Raw genomic sequence first — 17160 nt, 5'->3', positions numbered from 1 at the left:
CGATCGCGCCCCTCAAGCCGCGCCGTGCGTCAGCACGTCGATGTTGTGGGCGTGGCGGACGGCGCCGCGGGCGGCTTCGTTCTGGTTGAAGATTTCCAGGGTCTCGGTCTCGTCATCGACGACCGGCATGAGGGCCGGATCCATGTAGCTGGCCTTGTCCGGGTCGGCTTCGATGCGCCGGCGCTGCCATTCGAGCTTGCCGAGCAGCCAGAGCAGTCGGCCGCTCTTGCGCACCGTCTCGATCGCGTGGCGCGGATAGAAACGCCAGACCGGTTCGACGGGCAGGCCGGGGCGGCGGTCGAGCCGATCCTTGAAGCGGATGACGCCGCCCTGCAATGGGTGGACATGCTCGACGTCGACGGAGGTCGAGAACCACATCAGCAGCTTCATGATGCTGGTTGTGCGGACGCCGGTCGCGGCGGCGCGGCGCAGGATCGTCAGCATGTGCTCGGGCGAATAGAACAGCCGCCAGGCATCGCGGTAGATGCCTTCCCATTCCTGCTGCGACATGCGCTCATGGCCGGTGACGGCATGTTCGAGGTCGTATTTGTTCAGGTCCGCATCCATCGCCACGCCCTTGCGGTGCAGGGTCTGGTGGTCCTCGGAGCCGGGCAGCGGCGTCAGGAAGAAGAACTCCAGGATATCGAGCGGCAGTTCGCGCTGGATGATGCCGATGTCGCGGCGGATGCTCTCGGGCGTATCGTTGGGAAAGCCGAGGATGTAGCCGGCATAGGTGATGATGCCCTGGTGCTTCCACTCGAGCAGCATGCGGCGATATTCGGTGATCTTGTTCTGGCGCTTCTTGGCGGCCATCAGGCTGTCGGGGTTGATGTTTTCGAGCCCGATGAAGACGCGGCTGACGCCGGCCCGTTTGCACTTCTCGATGAAGTTCGGGATCTTGTGGCAGAGCGTATCGACCTGGACCATCAAGCCGATCCGCATGCCTTCCTTCTCACGCAACGCAATGATGCGGTCGAGTATGATCTCCCAATCCCGGTTGCGGGCGAAATTGTCGTCGGTGATGAAGTAGTTGTGGATGCCCTGGGCGAGGTTCTCGCGGATCAGCTTCTCCACGTCGTCCGGCGACCGGCGGCGTGATTTGCGACCCTGCACGTTGATGATGGTGCAGAACGAACACTGGAACGGGCAGCCGCGCCCGGCATCGAAGCTGGTGTTGCCGCCCAGCGTCCGCGCGACGTAGCCGGCCGGCAGGAAGGGCGGCGGCGTGCCTTCGACGCTCGGCAGGTCCTTCATGTAGTTGTAGAGCGGCTGCAGGGTTCCAGCCGCCGCGTCCAACAGGACACGGTCGAGACGGTCCTCCGCCTCGCCGGCGAACAGGCTGACTCCGATGTCCAGCGCCTGCTGAAGGTCGACATGCAGATCCGGCAGCATGGCGAGGCAGCCGGAAACATGAAACCCGCCCATGGCGACCGGAATGCCCGCCGCACGCAAGGGACGGGCGAGGTCGAGGGCGCGCGGATATTGGTTCGACTGGACGCCGACCAGGCCGACCAGCCCGAAATTGCCGTGGCGCCGGAAGTCCTCGATCACCTGGTCGATGCGTACCCGCGTGTTGGTCTCGTCGATGGCGCGGATGTCGATGGTCACGTCCTCGCCGAACACCTGGCGAGCCTCGCAATCCGCGGCAAGGCCGTAGAGGCTCGCCAGCGAGTTGGAGGGGATCGATGACCGGTACCAGCGGATCACATAGCCATCGTCGTCATAATGCGACGGCTTGATCAGCAGCAGAAGAAAGGGCCGCTTCATGGGCGGGCCCTGCAATGCACATCGGACTGCATGTCTGGCTTTCCCCCTTGCGGCGGTTCTAGCGCATGCGAATTCTCAGACTGGGCATTTCAACAGGCTTCGACGATTACTGTACGGAAGGCCGGCGCGTTCGGCAATGCCAAGCGCGCCGGCCGGAGTCTTGCCGGCTATTCAGCGGCGGCGACCGAGGTCTGGCCGCCCAGCCAGGCGGAGGCGTCGGCGCGGGCACGGGCCGTCAGCGCCTTCTTCTTGGCGACGGTCTTGTCGGTGCCGCGCAGCTTCACGCCCGGCTCCTTCGGGATCTCGATCGGCGGGAACAGGCCGAAATTGACGTTCATCGGCTGGAAGGAGCGGCTGCCGGCTGCATCGTCGACGAGATGGCCGCCGGTGATGTGGCCGAGCAGGGCGCCGAAGGCCGTGGTGACCGGTGGCGTGACCGGCGCTTCGCCGAGACGCTCGGCGGCGGCGAAGCGTCCGGCCAGCAGGCCGATCGATGCCGATTCGACATAGCCCTCGCAGCCGGTGATCTGGCCGGCGAAGCGCAGGCGCGGTTGAGCCTTCAGGCGGAGCAGCGGATCGAGCAGCTTGGGCGAATTCAGGAATGTGTTGCGATGCAAGCCGCCGAGGCGCGCGAACTGCGCGTTCTCGAGGCCTGGGATCATCCGCAGCACGTCGGTCTGCGCGCCATATTTCAGCTTCGTCTGGAAGCCGACCATGTTGTAGAGCGTGCCGAGTGCATTGTCCTGGCGCAGCTGGACGATGGCGTGCGCCTTGACGGTGGGGTTGCGCGGGTTGGTGAGGCCGACCGGCTTCATCGGGCCGAAGCGCAGCGTCTCGCGGCCGCGTTCGGCCATGATCTCGATCGGCAGGCAGCCGTCGAAATAGGGCGTCGAGGCTTCCCAGTCCTTGAAGTCGGCCTTGTCGCCAGCGATCAGCGCATCGAGGAAGGCGTTGTACTGCGCCTCGTCCATCGGGCAGTTGATGTAGTCGGCGCCATTGCCGCCCGGCCCGACCTTGTCGTAGCGGGACTGGAACCAGGCGATGTCCATGTTGATCGAGTCGAAATAGACGATCGGCGCGATGGCATCGAAGAAGGCGAGTTCATCGGCGCCGGTGAGGCCCCGGATCGCTTCCGACAGGTCCGGCGAGGTGAGGGGGGCCGGTGGCGACAATGACGCTATCCCACTCGGCCGGCGGCAAGCCGGCGATCTCGTTGCGGTCGATGGTGACGAGGGGATGGTCTTCCAGCGCCTTGGTGACGGCCTGGGAGAAGCCTTCGCGGTCGACGGCGAGCGCGCCGCCGGCGGGAACCTGGTTGGCATCGCCCATGCGCATGATGAGCGAATTTGCCATCCGCATTTCCGCATGCAGCAGGCCGACCGCATTGGTCTCGGCGTCGTCGGAGCGGAAGGAGTTGGAGCAGACGAGCTCGGCCAAGCCGTCCGTCTTGTGGGCGTCCGTCTCGCGGACCGGGCGCATCTCGTGCAGGACGACGGGAATGCCGCGATTGACGATCTGCCAGGCGGCTTCGGAGCCGGCCAAACCGCCGCCGATGATGTGAATGGGATCTGTTTTCATGGCGCGGAGATTATTGCGCCGGAGCCGTTCGGACAACCGCGCAGTTCGCAGTTCGGTCCGGACAAAAGAAAACGCCCGTCGGGGAGGAGGTCGACGGGCGTTTCTTTGAAAGGCGCATCGCGAGGGAGGAGGTTCGCTAGCGCCGCATCGCAGGGAACAAGGGAGGAGGTTTGTTCCCGCGCGAATTCTGTATCGGTTTAGTAACCGGCCGACTGCTTGGCAATCTGCGTGATGTCGCCGCGATTGATTCCAAGGTCATTGAGCTCGCGGGACGTCAGGCGCATCAACTCGCTGTAGGTCTCGCGGTACTTGCGCCAGTTCTTGTAGGAAGCGAGGATGTTCGTAGCCACGGTCTTTTTCCTTCGGACGATCGGACAATTGAAGAAGCGGAGGATGTCGTCTGCGTCGCCGCCGCTCTTGTTAATCCGAATATAGGGGAGGGCTTTCGAAACGAGCACTGCGAAAATGCGCATGGCTGCGCTGCGGATGATGCAGAGCAACAGGCAAGAGTGACTAAATGTTGCGCTGCAATATTGCCTAAAGAGGCAGCGCCGGACACGATGAAGCCCGATCTCGGGAATCGCTGACGCCGCGAGGCCAGCCGCGTGGGGAAATCGCATGCCACTGAAACGAGTGCCCGGGACCCTGGCGGCCCTGCTGGTCCTGGCGTGGGCCGGGCACGCGGCGGCGGAGTCGCTTGCGCCGGTCAAGATCCGCTACTGCCATGGCTATGGCTGCAAGATGCGTTCGCCGGTGATCTTCTCGAGCGGCGATCTCCTGGCCCTGAAGCGCATTCTGGATGGCGGCAAGGCTAGTCCCGCCGCCGAGCGGGCCGCGATCTCGCGCGCTGACCAGTGGTATGAGCGCAAGGCGGGAGCGGCGACCGGCACGTCGAAGGATGGCGCCAAGGATACGTATGAGCTGTTCACGCCGCTGTCCGAGATCGACTGTGTCGACGAGACGGTGAACACCACGACGCTTCTGGAATTGCTCGACCGCCATGGCTGGCTTCGCCATCACAAGGCGGGCCGGCCGGCCAATCGGGGCTTCCTGATCGACGGTCGCTATCCGCACAATACGGCGACCATCATCGAGAAGGCGAGCGGCCGGCGTTGGGTGGTGGATAGCTGGGTGCGGGCCAATGCCGAGCCGCCGGATATCAAGCCGCTGGACGTCTGGAAGCGCGAAGGCGGGCGGCGCGGCTGAGGGAGCGTCAGCCGGGTGCCCATCCGCCGCGTCCGATGCGGCGTTCCGCAGCGCCGCATCGGTTGGTCATGGCCGTCCGGGACCCGGATGGCCTATTCGCTCAAACGGGCCGGTCAGCTCGCGCTGCCTTGAAGGGAATGATTCCTTCCGCGCGAGTCACGCTTTTCCATCTCAGTCGCTTTAGACGACGACCTTGCGATAGAGATGCCAGGTCGCGTGACCCAGCACCGGCATGACGACGGCTAGTCCGAAGAACAACGGGATCGAGCCCATTGCCAGCGAGATGGCGACGATCAGGCCCCAGAGCGCCATGACACCCGGATTGGCCAGAACGGCGCGGATCGAGGTCAGGATCGCCGGGGCGAGGCCGACATCGCGATCGAGCAGCAAGGGGAACGAGACGACGCTGACGGTGAGCACCATCAGGGCGAACAGGAAGCCGACGCCATTGCCGACGAGGATCAGCGTCCAGCCGGCCCGGGTCGTCAGCACGCGGTGCAGGAAATCCGGCATCGAGGCTGCCGGCGTGTAGCCGAAATTCGCGATGTAGATCGCGTTGGCGACAGCGATCCAGACGAAGAACACCACTCCAAGCCCGATGCCGAGCATCAGGATCGCGCCGATCGACGGCGAATGGCGCGCCTCCAGGATCTTGGGCAGCGACACATCCAGGCCCTGTTCGCGGCGGCGGGACAATTCGTAGAGGCCGAGCGCCGCGAAAGGTCCGAGCAGGGCGAAGCCGGCCATGAGGGGAAACAGCAAGGGCAGAATATCGGCGCCAAAGACGGCGCGACCGATCAGCAGGCCAACGATGGGGTAGATCACGACCAGGAAGATGGCGTGGGTCGGCATGGCGGAAAAGTCTTCCCAGCCGAGCCGCAGGGCGTCCCAGAGGTCGTCTACCGTAATCCTGCGGACGACAGGCATCGCGGTTTCGGGCGAGGTAGAGCCGGTGATCAGATGCCACCGGGTGGAATAGTCACTCATTTGCGCGGCCATGAGCGTGTTCTCCTGCTCTGCCCCCCAAAATCGAGCAACCGGCACGCCGCCAAAGACCAAGGTCGATCGCAGGCTCCGCAGCGCCTCGATACGCTCTGCGGCAGAATAGCGCAGAAGCCAGGTCGGGGCGATCACGATTTCGGGTGCCATGCTGCGTGGCCGGTCGCGCTCGCCGCGCTGGAGAGCGACGGGGAGAGACGTAGTCTCTGGCGCGTCTGCGCCGCGCTCGGCCAAGATCCGGAAAGATTGGGAGACACGCAGCATGATCACGATCGAACGCCTGGATCACCTCGTCCTGACCGTGGCCAGCATCGAGCGAAGCTGCGCGTTCTATGAGACCGTGCTCGGCATGACACGCGAGGTGTTTGGCGCCGACCGCGTGGCGCTTCGCTTCGGCCAGCAGAAGATCAACCTGCATGAGGTCGGCCACGAATTTGAGCCGAAGGCAAGGCTTGCGACGGCCGGCTCCGCCGACCTCTGTTTCCTGACCGGCACGTCGCTGGCGGAGGTCGAGGCGCATTTCAGCCGGCTTGGCGTTGCCATCGAACTTGGTCCGGTCCTGCGCGCCGGCGCCGTCGGCAGCATCCTTTCGCTCTACATCCGCGACCCCGACGGCAATCTGATCGAGATCTCCAATCCAAGCCGCGAATCCGGCGCCACGGGCTGACCCTTCCCTCAGGCGCGCTTGCCCAGCAGCGCGAACATCGCGCCTTGCGGATCCAGGCATTGAACGATCCAGTCGCCGCCCGGCACCTGCATGGGCCCATTGAGCAGCTTGCCGCCGCCGCTTTGGACCCGGGTGAGCGCGGCGTCGATGTCGTCGACGTTGAAGTAGAACAGCCAGAACGGCATGGGCATGGAGGGCGGCTTGTTGAACATGCCGCCGATCGGCATCGATCCTCCGGCGGTGGTGAAGAGCTGGTAGATTCCCATCTCGCCCATGTCCACTGGCTCGCCCTTCTGCCAGCCGAACATGGCCGCATAGAACTCGAACGCCTTTTGCCAGTCCGTGGCGCAGAGTTCGTGCCAGCCGACATAGCCCGGCGTTCCCGGCGCAGGATCCTGCGGCGGCGACGGCATCGGCAGCGGACTGAACAGGGTAATGACGCATTTCTGCGGATCGGAGACGACGGCGAAACGCCCGACTTGCGGAATATCCGCCGGCTGCACATGCACGGCGCCACCGAGGCGGGCGGTTTTAGCGGCGGCGGCATCCACGTCGGCGACCGAGATATAGCCGAGCCAGCTCGGCGGCGAGCCCATCTGCCGGGCTTGTTCCGGCAGGTCCATCAGCCCGGCCACAGGGCTCTCGCCCACGGTGAAGAGCGTGTAGGTCATGCCGGGCTGCGAGGCATCGCGCGTGCCCCAGCCGACGACCGAGCCATAGAACAGCCGGGCACTTGCGGTGTCGGTCGTCATGAGCTCGTACCAGACGAAACGGCTAGCCAGATCGGTCATTCCCGTCTCCTTCCGTTGGGAGCCCTAGCCTACACGAGGAGGTGCCGCAACGGAACTCGGCGGCTTGGCGTCAGCAATCGTGCCTTCCAGGCAACAGCAATCCGCTCGTCGGCGGGGGACGGTGGATGTTGTTGCGTCCGCTTGCCGTCTGGGGATAAGAGGAAAGTATTCGACTGGACCCGGTGAAATCCCGGGTGGCTCTTCCGGCCGCCGATCCGCCGGACAACGCAGATTGCTATACGGACGGCTTCCGCAGCGTGTGCGCTGCGCCCCTCCGCGTCTGCCGCGAAGCACCCATCCCATGATCAACATGACCTCCATCCGTCGCGATTGGTTTTCGAACCTGCGCGGCGACATCCTGTCCGGCATGGTCGTTGCGCTGGCGCTGATCCCCGAGGCGATCGGCTTTTCGGTCATCGCCGGCGTCGATCCCAAGATCGGGCTCTACGCCTCGGTGGTGATTGCCTGCGTCATCGCCTTTACCGGCGGCCGCACCGCGATGATTTCGGCCGCGACGGCGGCGACCGCCGTGCTGATGGGCGGCCTCGTCCGCGATCACGGCATCCAGTATCTGTTCGCGGCCACCATCCTGATGGGCGTGTTCCAGGTCCTGGCCGCCGTGCTCCGGCTTGGCCGGCTGATGCGCTTCGTATCGCAATCTGTGATGACCGGGTTCGTCAACGCGCTGGCGGTCTTGATCTTCATGGCGCAGCTGCCGGAACTCGTGAACGTTCCGACCGCTACCTACGGTCTGATCGCGCTCGGCCTCGCCATCATCTATCTGCTGCCGCGGGTGACCCGGGCCGTGCCGTCGCCGCTGGTGGCGATTGTCGTCGTCACTGCCGTCGCCGTGATCTTCAAGATCGATGTGCGCACCGTCGCCCATCTCGGCGAACTGCCATCCGCGCTGCCCACCTTCGGCGTGCCGGACGTGCCCTTCACGCTGGAGACACTGCGCATCCTGCTGCCCGTGTCGCTGACGCTGGCGGCGGTAGGCCTGCTGGAATCGCTGCTGACAGCGCAGTTGCTCGACGACATGACCGATACGCGCAGCAACAAGAACCGCGAATGCGCCGGGCAGGGCATCGCCAACATGGCCTCGGCGCTGTTCGGCGGCATGGGCGGCTGCGCGATGATCGGCCAGTCGGTGATCAACGTTTCGTCGGGGGCGAGGGGGCGTCTCTCCACGCTGGTCGCGGGCTCGTTCCTGCTTGTGCTGCTGGTCGCGCTGCAGGACCTGCTGGCGATCGTCCCGGTCGCCGCGCTCACCGCCGTCATGATCATGGTGTCGATCAACACGTTCAACTGGCGCTCGGTCATCGAGCTGCGGAGCAATCCGTGGCAATCCTCGGTGGTGATGCTGGCGACGGTCGCCACTGTGTTCGCGACGCATGATCTCGCCAAGGGCGTTCTGGTCGGCGTGCTGCTTTCCGGTGTCTTCTTCGCCGGCAAGGTGGCGCGCCTCAGCCGCGTCACCTCGACGCTCTCCGACGACGGACGGACCCGGACCTACCGTGTCGAAGGCCAGGTATTCTTCGCTTCCGCCGGCACGTTCGGGGAATCGATCGACCTGCAGGAAGATGTCGAACGCATCGTCATCGACGTCCATTCGGCCCATTTCTGGGACATTTCCGCCGTGTCGGCGCTCGACAAGGTCGTGCTGAAGGCGCGGTCGCGCGGGCGCATCGTCGAGGTGATCGGCCTCAACGAGGCGAGCGCCACCATGGTCGAACGCTTTGGCCAGCACGATAAGGACGGAACTGTTTCGGCTCCGATCCATTGACGCTAGAACACCACTCTACGCTGCATGGGTTGCTCGGTCGCATCTCCGTCACAATCCTGCTAAACTCCCCCGTCCATGCAACGTCGCGTCCGGCGTCGGCAACCGAACGAAACGCTTTGAACAGAGAAATCTCCCATGAATCATAGAATTCCCGCACTGATCGCAGTGCTGGCCGCTGTTGGTCTGGCTGGCTGCATGTCGCGGCCCGTTCAGGTCTCCGCGCCTCCCGGCCTTTCCGCGCCCTCCAACGAACCCCTGACCTGGGTCCGCAAGGACGGCCAGAGCGGCCGTGCCAATCCGGCGCTCGCGGATCAGTTTGCGGCCGACCGCGCCGACTGCGTGCGCGCCCCGGGCGACAATGCGGCGCTGCGCGAAGCCGAAGCCTGCATGGCCAATCGCGGCTACGCACTGGTGCCGGCTTCGCAGGCCGCCGCCCGCGCTGCCCAATACCGCCGCATGGCCGGCTACTAAGATCTACAAGCTTGTCTTCGCCGGCGCCGCTCAGGGCGCGTCGGCGAAGACAATTTCGCGCGTCTTGGCGTCCGGTTCCTGGAACGCCAGCAGGGCTTCGGCCTCGCGCTCCAAGGCCTTGCGATCCCGATTTTTGGGCGGGATGAGCGGCGTGATCCGCAGGGTCGCACGGCCGCGCTCGCGGTCGATCCGCCAGCTTCCTCCGGCGAAACCGTCGACAAGAAACGCCGGTATCAGCCCGTTTTCCTTGGTAAAATGACTGCGATGGTCGTCATGGACGATCCGGCGTCGCTCGGCGTGACCCAGCATGACATTGTCATAGTCCGGCAGGAAACGCGGCGGCACGGCGGTGTCTTCGGACGGTCTCGGCGCGTCGGGAAGGTCGTACAGAACCTGTCCGGCTTCGTCGCGGAATTCAGACAGTTCGTCTCTCAGGGACGCCACCGCGCCGGCCAGTTTCGTCAGCCCTGACCAGGCCTGCAGATCCTGGACCGAGGCCGGGCCGAAGACGGCCAGATAGCGCCGGATCATGGCTTCCGGCCGGTCGTCCGTGGTGGTCGCCTGCCCCGTCCAGCTCTCGATCGTCGTCGAGAGCGCCAGGCCGCTCTGCCGCCAGAGGCCGCGGGGCGTCACCTGCACCAGCGGCAGCATCGCCCGCACCGCATGCGACAGCGCATGGCCATTGACGCCTGGAAACTTCGGAGCAAGTTCGGCCTCCAACTCCTTGTTGGAGCGTGGCTTTTTCTCGAGAAGCCGTTCGCCGGCCGCCACCAGTTCCGCCATGTCGACACCGGCCAGAGCGCGGCCATAGGCGCTGCCTGGGGTCATCGTGCGTTCGAAAACCTTCTGCACGATGGGGCGCAGGGCGACCGCATCGGCGACGGTCACGAGATGCAGCGTGCCCCGCATCAGGGCGATCCGCACCAGCTTTCGCGCGGCGGTGAGATCCGAGACCTCTTCGGGGCGGAACCCTTCCAGGCGGGACCAGAGCGCGGTGTAGGGATTGCCCGGGATCTGCGATTGCAGGCCGATCAGCGTTTCGATCGCCGCCTCGGCCGGCATCGCCACGCGTTCCAGCAGCATCTGGCGGGCGAGCAGGGCGCGGTTCAGCGCCCTTGTCGTGAGGATGGGAGCGGCGTCGGCGGCCATGCTTTGGTGCGAACTCCTGTTAACTCTCCGTCAGCCGTCCGTTAACGCGCGTCGAGGATCAGGCGTATGCCGATCGCGCCGATGACGGCCCCGGCGAAACGATCGATCCAGAGCTTGGCGCCGAGATAGAGGGCGCGCGGCCGCGACGAGGAGAAGGCGAGGGCGACGAGGGCATACCAGCCCGTCTCCTGCACAAAGATCAGCGCCGGCAGAGCGAGGTCGAGCCAGAGCGGGCGCTCGGCCGGGAGGAGGGCTGCGAAAACGGCGCCGAAGACGGCGACGATCTTCGGATTGCTCATCTGGGTCGCCAGCGCCAGGCCGAAGGATCGGCCGAGATTGGAACGGCTCCCGGTTCCGTTGCGGACGACCCCGACCGGCTCCCGGGCGCCGCGCCAGATCCGGTAGGCAAGATAGAGCAGGTAGATGCCGCCGGCGATCTCTAGCGCGGTGTAGAGACCGGCGGCTTCGGTCATCAGCGTGCGGAGGCCGAGCAGGGCGAGCGCGCCGAACAGGGCCGCGCCGACACCCATGCCGACCGCTGCCGCCAGCCCGTCGGCGCGCGACTGGGCGACCGCGGTGCGCACCACGAAGACGAAGCTCGGCCCCGGGCTGATCGCCCCGACCAGAAGGGCGCCGAGGATGGCGAAGAGCGCGGCGAGCGGCGTCATGGATGATTCCCCCGGATGACGAGGCGTGGTTCCGCCTCGCCGCCCAGATTATGCCGTGAACGGACGAGCGCCTAGGGACCGTCGCTCGCCTGTTCGCCCGCATGCAGTCCGACGCCGGCGTCGGTCAGCTTCTGCCAGACGTCTTCCGCCGTCTCGGCATAGACGAACAGGTCGAGGTCCTTGCGCGCGATCATGCCTTCTTCGATCAGCGCCTCGAAATTGATCACCCGCTTCCAGTAGGCGCTGTCGAACAGCACGATCGGGATCGGCGGCGCCTTGCCGGTCTGGCGCAGCGTCAGCAGTTCGAACATCTCGTCGAAGGTGCCGAAGCCGCCCGGAAAGACGATCAGCGCGTTGGCGCGCATGGCGAGATGCATCTTGCGCATCGCGAAATAGTGGAAGCGGAAGGTCAGTTCCGGCGTCGAATAGGCGTTGGGCTCCTGCTCGTGCGGCAGGGTAATGTTGAAGCCGATCGAGGGCGCGCCGACATCGGCCGCGCCGCGATTGGCCGCCGCCATGATGCCCGGGCCGCCGCCGGTCGCGATGACATTGTCGCGGAACGTGCCGTTGGTGACCAGGGCGCCACCGCGCTCGGATACGATGCGGCCGACGGCGCGCGCCTGATCATACCAGTTCGCATGATGGCCCTCGCCGCCTTCGCCGATGCGGGCGCTGCCGAAGACGACGATGGTGGAGCGAACGCCCCATTGGCGCAGCGCCATCTCGGCCTTGGCATATTCGAGCAGGAACCGCACGCCGCGCATGGAATCACTGAGCAGGAAATCCTGGTCGAGCGCGGGAAGGCGGTAGGAGGGTGATTCCATCTGCGGGGAATTGGGCTTGGTATCGGTCATGGCACCATCATTTACTGAATCGAGGCCGGATTATGCAGGGCCACGCCGGCATCCGGTAGGTCGCGGGGTGCGTGGGGTCGTCGCGGCTGCCGCGCGGAGGCAGAAGCGGAACGACGAGAACGGGCAGGCGCATGAATCGGATTGAGGGAATGCAGGCACAGAGGCGGGACTTCGAGAGTTATCTGCGGCTTTGGTCGCTCGCCCCTGATGGTGACGTGATCGTGACCCATACCAGCCGTCTTCTTCCCGTCCGTCGCGACGGCGCACCGCTGATGCTGAAACTCTCGCATGCCTCGGAAGAACGCTATGGCGGACAACTGATGCTGTGGTGGGACGGGGAAGGCGCGGTGCGCATCCTCGAACACGATGACGATGCCCTGCTGATGGAGCGCGCCACCGGATCGCGTTCGGTTTCCGACATGGCGCGGTCGGGCGAGGATGATGCAGCGAGCCTCATCATTTGCGAGGTTGCCCGGCGGTTGCATGCGCCGCTACCGGGCAGCGCGCCGGCGGCAACATCGCTCGATCTCTGGTTCCGGGATCTCTTTCCGGCAGCCGATCGGCATGGCGGTGTCCTGGTCGCGGCCGCCGAAACGGCACGAGCGCTGCTGGGGGAGCCGCGCGATATCCGCGTTCTGCATGGCGACCTGCATCACGGCAATGTCCTGGATGGCGGGGCGCGCGGCTTTCTCGCCATTGACCCGAAGCGCCTGCTTGGCGAGCGCAGCTTCGATTTCGCCAACCTCTTCTGCAATCCGGACGCGGCGGTAGCCACCCGGCCCGGCAGACTCACCCGTCAGGCGGGGATCGTGGCGGAGGCGGCCGGTCTTGACCGTGAGCGGCTGATGCAGTGGATCCTTGCCTATGCCGGGCTTTCGGCTGCCTGGCATCTGGACGATGGCACCGACCCGGCTTTGGCGCTCGCCGTCGCCGGAATTGCCAAGCGGGAGATTGGGGGCGGGTAGGGTGACCGACGACGGTTTATCGGCTCTCCTGTCGCGATCCGGGGCCCAATTCAGCCCAGTTTGCGTGCTCGCCGTATCGTTGCGTTCGACGGGATGGAACGGCCGCCGATCAAGCACTGGCCCGGTTGATGCAGATATTTATTATAAGGCATCCTGTTGGTGACGTAGCTGTCGATCCGGGATTTATGCACCACGCGTGCAAAGTTCATAATTTCATTTGTGACTCGCACCAACCTGCGGCATGTTCTGCTTCAGCCCCGTTTCGAAGAGGGCATGGGAGGAACTAAATGTCGAATTTCACACGGTCCTTGCTCGCCGCCGGCGCGATTTCGCTCGCTGCGATGTCCACTGCACCGGCACCCGCCGTTGCCCAGGAAAAGGTCGAGATCCTGACCTCGGTCCCGGGCCTGACGTTCCCGTTCTTCGTTCACATGATGAACGCCTTCAAGGCTGAGGCCGAGAAGCAGGGCGTCACCGCGATCGAGAGCGACGGCCAGGTTTCCTCGCCCAAGCAGACCGCTGACGTCGAGGCCGCCATCGCGCGCGGCGTGAAGGGCATCGTCATCAGCCCGAACGAAGTCGACGCCATGGCGCCGGCTCTGCAGCAGGCCGTCGAGGCAGGCATCCCGGTCGTCACCGTGGATCGTCGCGTCGCGCAAGTCGAGGGCATCCTCGCCCATATCGGTGCCGACAACGTCAAGGGCGGCGAGGCCCAGGCCGAGCTGATCATGAAGCTCTACCCGAATGGCGCGAACATCGTGAACTTGCAGGGCCAGTCGGGCGCCTCGCCGGCCATCGACCGCAACAAGGGTCTGCACAACGTTCTCGATAAGGCTGCCGACAAGTACAAGATCGTGTTCGAGCAGACCGCCGGCTTCGACCGCGCCAAGGGCCTTTCGGTGACGGAAGCCGCCCTTTCGGCGCTGAAGGAAGCCCCGCAGGTGATCGTTGCTGCCAATGACGACATGGCACTGGGCGCCATGGAAGCGGTCAAGGGCCGCAACATGTCGGGTATCGCGATCATCGGTTTCGACGCGCTTCCCGAAGCGCTCGGCCAGGTGCGCGACGGTGGCCTGACGGCCACCATCGAGCAGTTCCCGGGCAAGCAGAGCGCCATGGGCGTCGACACGCTCGTCGCCTTCATCAAGGACGGCAAGAAGCCGGCCGAGGCCGTGACCCTGCTGACGCCGGTGGCGATCACCAAGGACAACCTCAACATCGCCGAGCGTCTCGGCGAACTGAAGTAGTTTGAAATCCGGCAAGGCGCTCCGTGCTTCGGCATGGAGCGCCTTCGCCGACTTCGGCCAACGCCGCGGCTATTTTTACCTCTCCGTCGGGGAGAGGTGCGCAAATGGCGAAACCGATATGCAGACTGCGGGCACGCCAAGTTCGTCGCCCCGGCGAAGGCCGGGGACCATGAACACCGGCGGGGCCAGTCGAGGCCAAGTCGCCCTCCGTAAGGCTCTGTGTGCCTGGACCATGGATCCCGGCTTTCGCCGGGATGACGACCGGGCGGCCCGGGCAGAGCGTTTCAAGAACGTACCTCTAAACTCGCCCGAAGCGGCCGTGGCTCAGGCCGGACTGATCTTTCGTTTTCGTCTCGCCCCAGCATTGGCCAGGGGCCAGCCATTCCCTTTCTCCATCGCAAGCGATTACCGATGACCGATCCGCAACCCCTCCTGAAGATGACCGGCATCGCCAAGAGCTTTCCGGGCGTCAAGGCGCTCGACGGCGTCGATCTCGAGGTCGCGCCCGCCGAGATCCACGCGCTGCTGGGTGAGAACGGCGCCGGCAAGTCGACGCTGCTGAAGATCCTCGCCGGCGCCCAGTCGCCCGATCGGGGCACGATCCAGTTCGCCGGTCAGGACGTCACGCTCGGCACGCCGCAGGACGCCCAGAAGCTCGGCATCGTCACGATCTATCAGGAGTTCACGCTCGCACCCGACATGACGATCGCGGAGAATGTCTTCATCGGCCGCGAGCCGGGCCCGCGTTTCTTCATCAACTGGCCGAAGATGGAAGCGGAGACGCTGAAGCTGATCCGCCGCATCGGCCTTGAGCGCAGCCCGATGACCCTGGTGCGCGACCTCTCGGTCGCCGAGCAGCAGATGGTCGAGATCGCCCGTGCGCTCTCGATGCAGTCGCGCGTCATCATCATGGACGAGCCGACTTCGGCGCTCAGCTCGGCCGAGGTCGAGAAGCTGTTCCGCATCGTGCGCCAGCTCAAGTCGGAGGGCATTTCGATCATCTTCGTGACCCATCGCCTGGAGGAGGTGATCGAGATCTGCGATCGCCTGACCGTGCTGCGCGACGGCCGCAATGTGGGCGCCGGCAAGGTCAGCGAGACGACGATCGACGGCATCATCCGCCTGATGGTCGGCCGCGAGGTCAATGCGCTCTATGCCCACCGCGAGGCAGGCGAGGTGGGCCCCATCGCGCTCGCCGTCGAAGGGCTGACCCGGCTGCGCACGGCGCATGACCCGCACGCGACGGAACTGAAGGATGTTTCGCTGCATGTCCGGCGCGGCGAGATCCTCGGTATTGCAGGCCTCGTTGGCGCCGGGCGAACCGAGATGGCCCGCGCCATCTTCGGCGCCGACCCGTTCGATTCCGGCCGCGTGCTGATCGACGGCGAGCCGGTCGAGATCCGCTCGCCGCGCGACGCGATCCGCCGCGGCATCGGCCTGGTGCCGGAAGATCGCAAGCAGCAGGCGCTGTTCCTGGCGCAGGCGATCCGCACCAATCTCTCCATTGCCGCCCTCGACCGCATCGGCCGCTTCGGCCTGTTCGTCGACGAGCGCAAGGAGCGCGACATGGTCGAGGAATATCGCAAGCTGCTGAACATCCGCATGGCAAGCGGCGACCAAGCCGTCGGCAATCTCTCGGGCGGTAACCAGCAGAAGGTGGTTCTCGCCCGCTGGCTGGCGCTCCGGCCGAAGGTTCTGATCGTCGACGAGCCGACGCGCGGCATCGACATCGGCGCCAAGGTCGAGGTGCACAATCTGCTTTTCGAAATGGCGAAATCCGGCATCGCCGTCATCGCCATTTCCTCCGAACTTCCCGAGGTTCTCGCGGTCGCAGACCGGATCGTCACGATGCGCGAAGGGCGCGTCACCGGCGAGACGATGCGCGCCGATGCGACCCAGGAAAAACTCATGACCATGATGACGCTCAGCGCCGCCAGCCGAGCAGCGTGACAAGACAAGGGACACCCTAATGACGGACGCACAGAGAGTGACGGCGGAAACCGCGCGCGTCGACTGGTTCGGTATGCTGGCGCGCTTTGCGCCGCTGATCTTCCTGATCGCGCTGATGATCATCTTCGCGGTGCTGGAACCGCGCTTCATGTCGTCGATCAACCTGTTCAACGTGATGCGCCAGGTGTCGATCACCGGCCTGCTCGCCATCGGCATGACCTTCGTCATCCTGACGGCCGGCATCGACCTTTCGGTCGGTTCGCTGCTGGCTTTTGCCGGGCTGGTTGCCGCCGCCGTCGCCAAGGGCGGCATGCAGGATCGCTTCACGATCGGCGAGGGCGCGATCGGCTGGGGCTGGGAGCTCGCCGCGCTGGCGGCGATCGCCGTCGGCGTTTGCGGCGGCCTGCTGCAGGGCCTGGCCATCACCAAGCTCAAGGTGCCGCCCTTCGTGGTGACGCTGGGCGGCATGTCGGTGTTCCGCGGCGCGGCGCTGCTGTTCGCGGCCGGCGGCCCGATCTCCGGCTTCCAGCCGGATTTCACCTGGTGGGGCCAGGGCAAGATCGGTCCCGTTCCGGTTCCGGTCATCATCTTCCTGGTCGCCGCGCTCCTGGCGCATATCGCCCTGCGCTACATGCGCTATGGCCGGCAAGTCTATGCGGTCGGCGGAAATCCGGAAGCCGCGCGGCTATCCGGCCTCAACGTCAACTGGGTGATCTGCAGCGTCTATGTGATCATGGGCTTCTTCGCCGGCCTCGGCGCCTTCGTTCTGTCGGCGCGGTTGAACTCGGCCGAGGCTGTCGCCGGCACCGGCTATGAGCTCACCGTCATCGCCTCGGTCGTCATCGGCGGCACGTCGCTGTTCGGCGGCGCCGGCACGATCTTCGGCACGGTGATCGGCTCAATCCTGATCGGCGTCCTGCTCAACGGCCTCGTGCTGATGAACGTCTCGTCCTACATCCAGCAGATCATCATCGGCGTGATCATCGTGCTGGCCGTGGCGTTCGACACCTTTGCCAAATCGCGCCGCCGCAAGGCTTGATCCACCCAGCCTTCGACCGGGAAATG

General features: G+C 65.3%; 15 protein-coding genes, 1 pseudogene and 1 other annotated feature. Of the genes and pseudogenes, 8 read left to right on the top strand and 8 right to left on the bottom strand.

Features of this window, described 5'->3' with window-relative positions; genetic code table 11:
• Window positions 1-12 precede the first annotated feature (12 nt).
• The 3 genes and pseudogenes from ACHMWQ_RS15925 to ACHMWQ_RS15915 all read right to left on the bottom strand — a co-directional run bounded on the left by ACHMWQ_RS15925 (window position 13) and on the right by ACHMWQ_RS15915 (window position 3695).
• Window positions 13-1767 (bottom strand): B12-binding domain-containing radical SAM protein, encoded by a 1755-nt coding sequence (locus ACHMWQ_RS15925; protein WP_396308211.1) that lies wholly within the window; start codon window positions 1765-1767, stop codon window positions 13-15.
• Window positions 1768-1934: 167 nt separating this feature from the next.
• Window positions 1935-3345 (bottom strand): annotated as a pseudogene (gene trmFO / locus ACHMWQ_RS15920) (methylenetetrahydrofolate--tRNA-(uracil(54)-C(5))-methyltransferase (FADH(2)-oxidizing) TrmFO).
• A 197-nt stretch (window positions 3346-3542) separates the two neighbouring features.
• Complete coding sequence (locus ACHMWQ_RS15915; protein ID WP_266332480.1) at window positions 3543-3695, bottom strand: DUF1127 domain-containing protein; 153 nt, start codon at window positions 3693-3695, stop codon at window positions 3543-3545.
• A gap of 268 nt (window positions 3696-3963) precedes the next feature.
• On the opposite strand from ACHMWQ_RS15915, the gene ACHMWQ_RS15910 reads away from it, so the two are divergent.
• A complete protein-coding gene (locus ACHMWQ_RS15910) occupies window positions 3964-4551 on the top strand; it encodes a hypothetical protein (protein WP_396308210.1) in 588 nt (195 codons plus the stop codon).
• Window positions 4552-4731: 180 nt separating this feature from the next.
• Here the strand turns inward: ACHMWQ_RS15910 and ACHMWQ_RS15905 are convergent, their stop codons facing one another.
• A complete protein-coding gene (locus tag ACHMWQ_RS15905; protein ID WP_396309463.1) occupies window positions 4732-5478 on the bottom strand; it encodes a DUF2189 domain-containing protein in 747 nt (248 codons plus the stop codon).
• A 334-nt stretch (window positions 5479-5812) separates the two neighbouring features.
• Between ACHMWQ_RS15905 and ACHMWQ_RS15900 the strand changes: the two genes are divergently transcribed.
• Entirely contained in the window at window positions 5813-6217 is a 405-nt protein-coding gene (locus ACHMWQ_RS15900; RefSeq protein ID WP_396308209.1) for a VOC family protein, read from the top strand.
• Window positions 6218-6225: 8 nt separating this feature from the next.
• Here ACHMWQ_RS15900 and ACHMWQ_RS15895 read toward each other — a convergent pair whose 3' ends face one another.
• Window positions 6226-6999, bottom strand: a complete 774-nt coding sequence (locus ACHMWQ_RS15895) for a VOC family protein (protein ID WP_396309462.1) — start codon at window positions 6997-6999, stop codon at window positions 6226-6228.
• A gap of 181 nt (window positions 7000-7180) precedes the next feature.
• Window positions 7181-7236 (top strand) — a sequence feature (sul1 is cis-regulatory element that is thought to sense ions involved in sulfur or methionine metabolism; They are found in Alphaproteobacteria).
• 73 nt (window positions 7237-7309) lie between these two features.
• On the opposite strand from ACHMWQ_RS15895, the gene ACHMWQ_RS15890 reads away from it, so the two are divergent.
• Together ACHMWQ_RS15890 and ACHMWQ_RS15885 are read left to right on the top strand one after the other, a co-directional pair.
• Complete coding sequence (locus tag ACHMWQ_RS15890; protein ID WP_396308208.1) at window positions 7310-8791, top strand: SulP family inorganic anion transporter; 1482 nt, start codon at window positions 7310-7312, stop codon at window positions 8789-8791.
• Window positions 8792-8926: 135 nt separating this feature from the next.
• The gene (locus tag ACHMWQ_RS15885; protein WP_354549332.1) at window positions 8927-9262 is read left to right on the top strand and encodes a hypothetical protein; all 336 of its coding nucleotides are present in this window, start codon (window positions 8927-8929) and stop codon (window positions 9260-9262) included.
• Window positions 9263-9292: 30 nt separating this feature from the next.
• Here ACHMWQ_RS15885 and ACHMWQ_RS15880 read toward each other — a convergent pair whose 3' ends face one another.
• From ACHMWQ_RS15880 to ACHMWQ_RS15870, 3 genes are all read right to left on the bottom strand, one after another.
• On the bottom strand, window positions 9293-10411 hold the full coding sequence (locus ACHMWQ_RS15880) for a winged helix DNA-binding domain-containing protein (protein ID WP_396308207.1): 1119 nt from the start codon (window positions 10409-10411) through the stop codon (window positions 9293-9295).
• Window positions 10412-10452: 41 nt separating this feature from the next.
• Window positions 10453-11079: a LysE family translocator gene (locus ACHMWQ_RS15875; protein WP_396308206.1), complete on the bottom strand. Its 627-nt coding sequence runs from the start codon at window positions 11077-11079 to the stop codon at window positions 10453-10455.
• 71 nt (window positions 11080-11150) lie between these two features.
• Window positions 11151-11933, bottom strand: a complete 783-nt coding sequence (locus ACHMWQ_RS15870) for a TIGR00730 family Rossman fold protein (protein WP_396308205.1) — start codon at window positions 11931-11933, stop codon at window positions 11151-11153.
• A gap of 149 nt (window positions 11934-12082) precedes the next feature.
• Here ACHMWQ_RS15870 and ACHMWQ_RS15865 point away from each other — a divergent pair, with 149 nt between their 5' ends.
• From ACHMWQ_RS15865 to ACHMWQ_RS15850, 4 genes are all read left to right on the top strand, one after another.
• Entirely contained in the window at window positions 12083-12898 is an 816-nt protein-coding gene (locus tag ACHMWQ_RS15865; RefSeq protein WP_396309461.1) for an aminoglycoside phosphotransferase family protein, read from the top strand.
• Window positions 12899-13185: 287 nt separating this feature from the next.
• Window positions 13186-14145 (top strand): substrate-binding domain-containing protein, encoded by a 960-nt coding sequence (locus ACHMWQ_RS15860; RefSeq protein ID WP_354549325.1) that lies wholly within the window; start codon window positions 13186-13188, stop codon window positions 14143-14145.
• 411 nt (window positions 14146-14556) lie between these two features.
• Window positions 14557-16095 (top strand): sugar ABC transporter ATP-binding protein, encoded by a 1539-nt coding sequence (locus ACHMWQ_RS15855; protein ID WP_396308204.1) that lies wholly within the window; start codon window positions 14557-14559, stop codon window positions 16093-16095.
• Window positions 16096-16114: 19 nt separating this feature from the next.
• The gene (locus tag ACHMWQ_RS15850) at window positions 16115-17134 is read left to right on the top strand and encodes an ABC transporter permease (protein WP_396308203.1); all 1020 of its coding nucleotides are present in this window, start codon (window positions 16115-16117) and stop codon (window positions 17132-17134) included.
• The last annotated feature ends 26 nt before the right edge of the window (window positions 17135-17160 follow it).

This window comes from Kaistia sp. UC242_56 (assembly GCF_044452255.1).
GTDB classification, from domain to species: Bacteria; Pseudomonadota; Alphaproteobacteria; order Rhizobiales; family Kaistiaceae; genus Kaistia; species Kaistia defluvii_A.
Note: the sequence above shows the minus strand (reverse complement) of the source record. Positions and strands in the feature narration are given on the sequence as shown.

What these genes read in the sequence shown, in the direction of transcription:
- ACHMWQ_RS15900 (WP_396308209.1), top strand. Translation starts at nt 5,813, where the DNA reads ATGATCACGATCGAACGCCTGGATCACCTCGTCCTGACCGTGGCCAGC.
- ACHMWQ_RS15870 (WP_396308205.1), bottom strand. Translation starts at nt 11,933, where the DNA reads ATGACCGATACCAAGCCCAATTCCCCGCAGATGGAATCACCCTCCTAC.
- ACHMWQ_RS15850 (WP_396308203.1), top strand. Translation starts at nt 16,115, where the DNA reads ATGACGGACGCACAGAGAGTGACGGCGGAAACCGCGCGCGTCGACTGG.
- ACHMWQ_RS15910 (WP_396308210.1), top strand. Translation starts at nt 3,964, where the DNA reads ATGCCACTGAAACGAGTGCCCGGGACCCTGGCGGCCCTGCTGGTCCTG.
- ACHMWQ_RS15855 (WP_396308204.1), top strand. Translation starts at nt 14,557, where the DNA reads ATGACCGATCCGCAACCCCTCCTGAAGATGACCGGCATCGCCAAGAGC.
- ACHMWQ_RS15925 (WP_396308211.1), bottom strand. Translation starts at nt 1,767, where the DNA reads ATGAAGCGGCCCTTTCTTCTGCTGCTGATCAAGCCGTCGCATTATGAC.
- ACHMWQ_RS15905 (WP_396309463.1), bottom strand. Translation starts at nt 5,478, where the DNA reads ATGCCTGTCGTCCGCAGGATTACGGTAGACGACCTCTGGGACGCCCTG.
- ACHMWQ_RS15875 (WP_396308206.1), bottom strand. Translation starts at nt 11,079, where the DNA reads ATGACGCCGCTCGCCGCGCTCTTCGCCATCCTCGGCGCCCTTCTGGTC.
- ACHMWQ_RS15865 (WP_396309461.1), top strand. Translation starts at nt 12,083, where the DNA reads ATGCAGGCACAGAGGCGGGACTTCGAGAGTTATCTGCGGCTTTGGTCG.
- ACHMWQ_RS15890 (WP_396308208.1), top strand. Translation starts at nt 7,310, where the DNA reads ATGATCAACATGACCTCCATCCGTCGCGATTGGTTTTCGAACCTGCGC.
- ACHMWQ_RS15880 (WP_396308207.1), bottom strand. Translation starts at nt 10,411, where the DNA reads ATGGCCGCCGACGCCGCTCCCATCCTCACGACAAGGGCGCTGAACCGC.
- ACHMWQ_RS15885 (WP_354549332.1), top strand. Translation starts at nt 8,927, where the DNA reads ATGAATCATAGAATTCCCGCACTGATCGCAGTGCTGGCCGCTGTTGGT.
- ACHMWQ_RS15860 (WP_354549325.1), top strand. Translation starts at nt 13,186, where the DNA reads ATGTCGAATTTCACACGGTCCTTGCTCGCCGCCGGCGCGATTTCGCTC.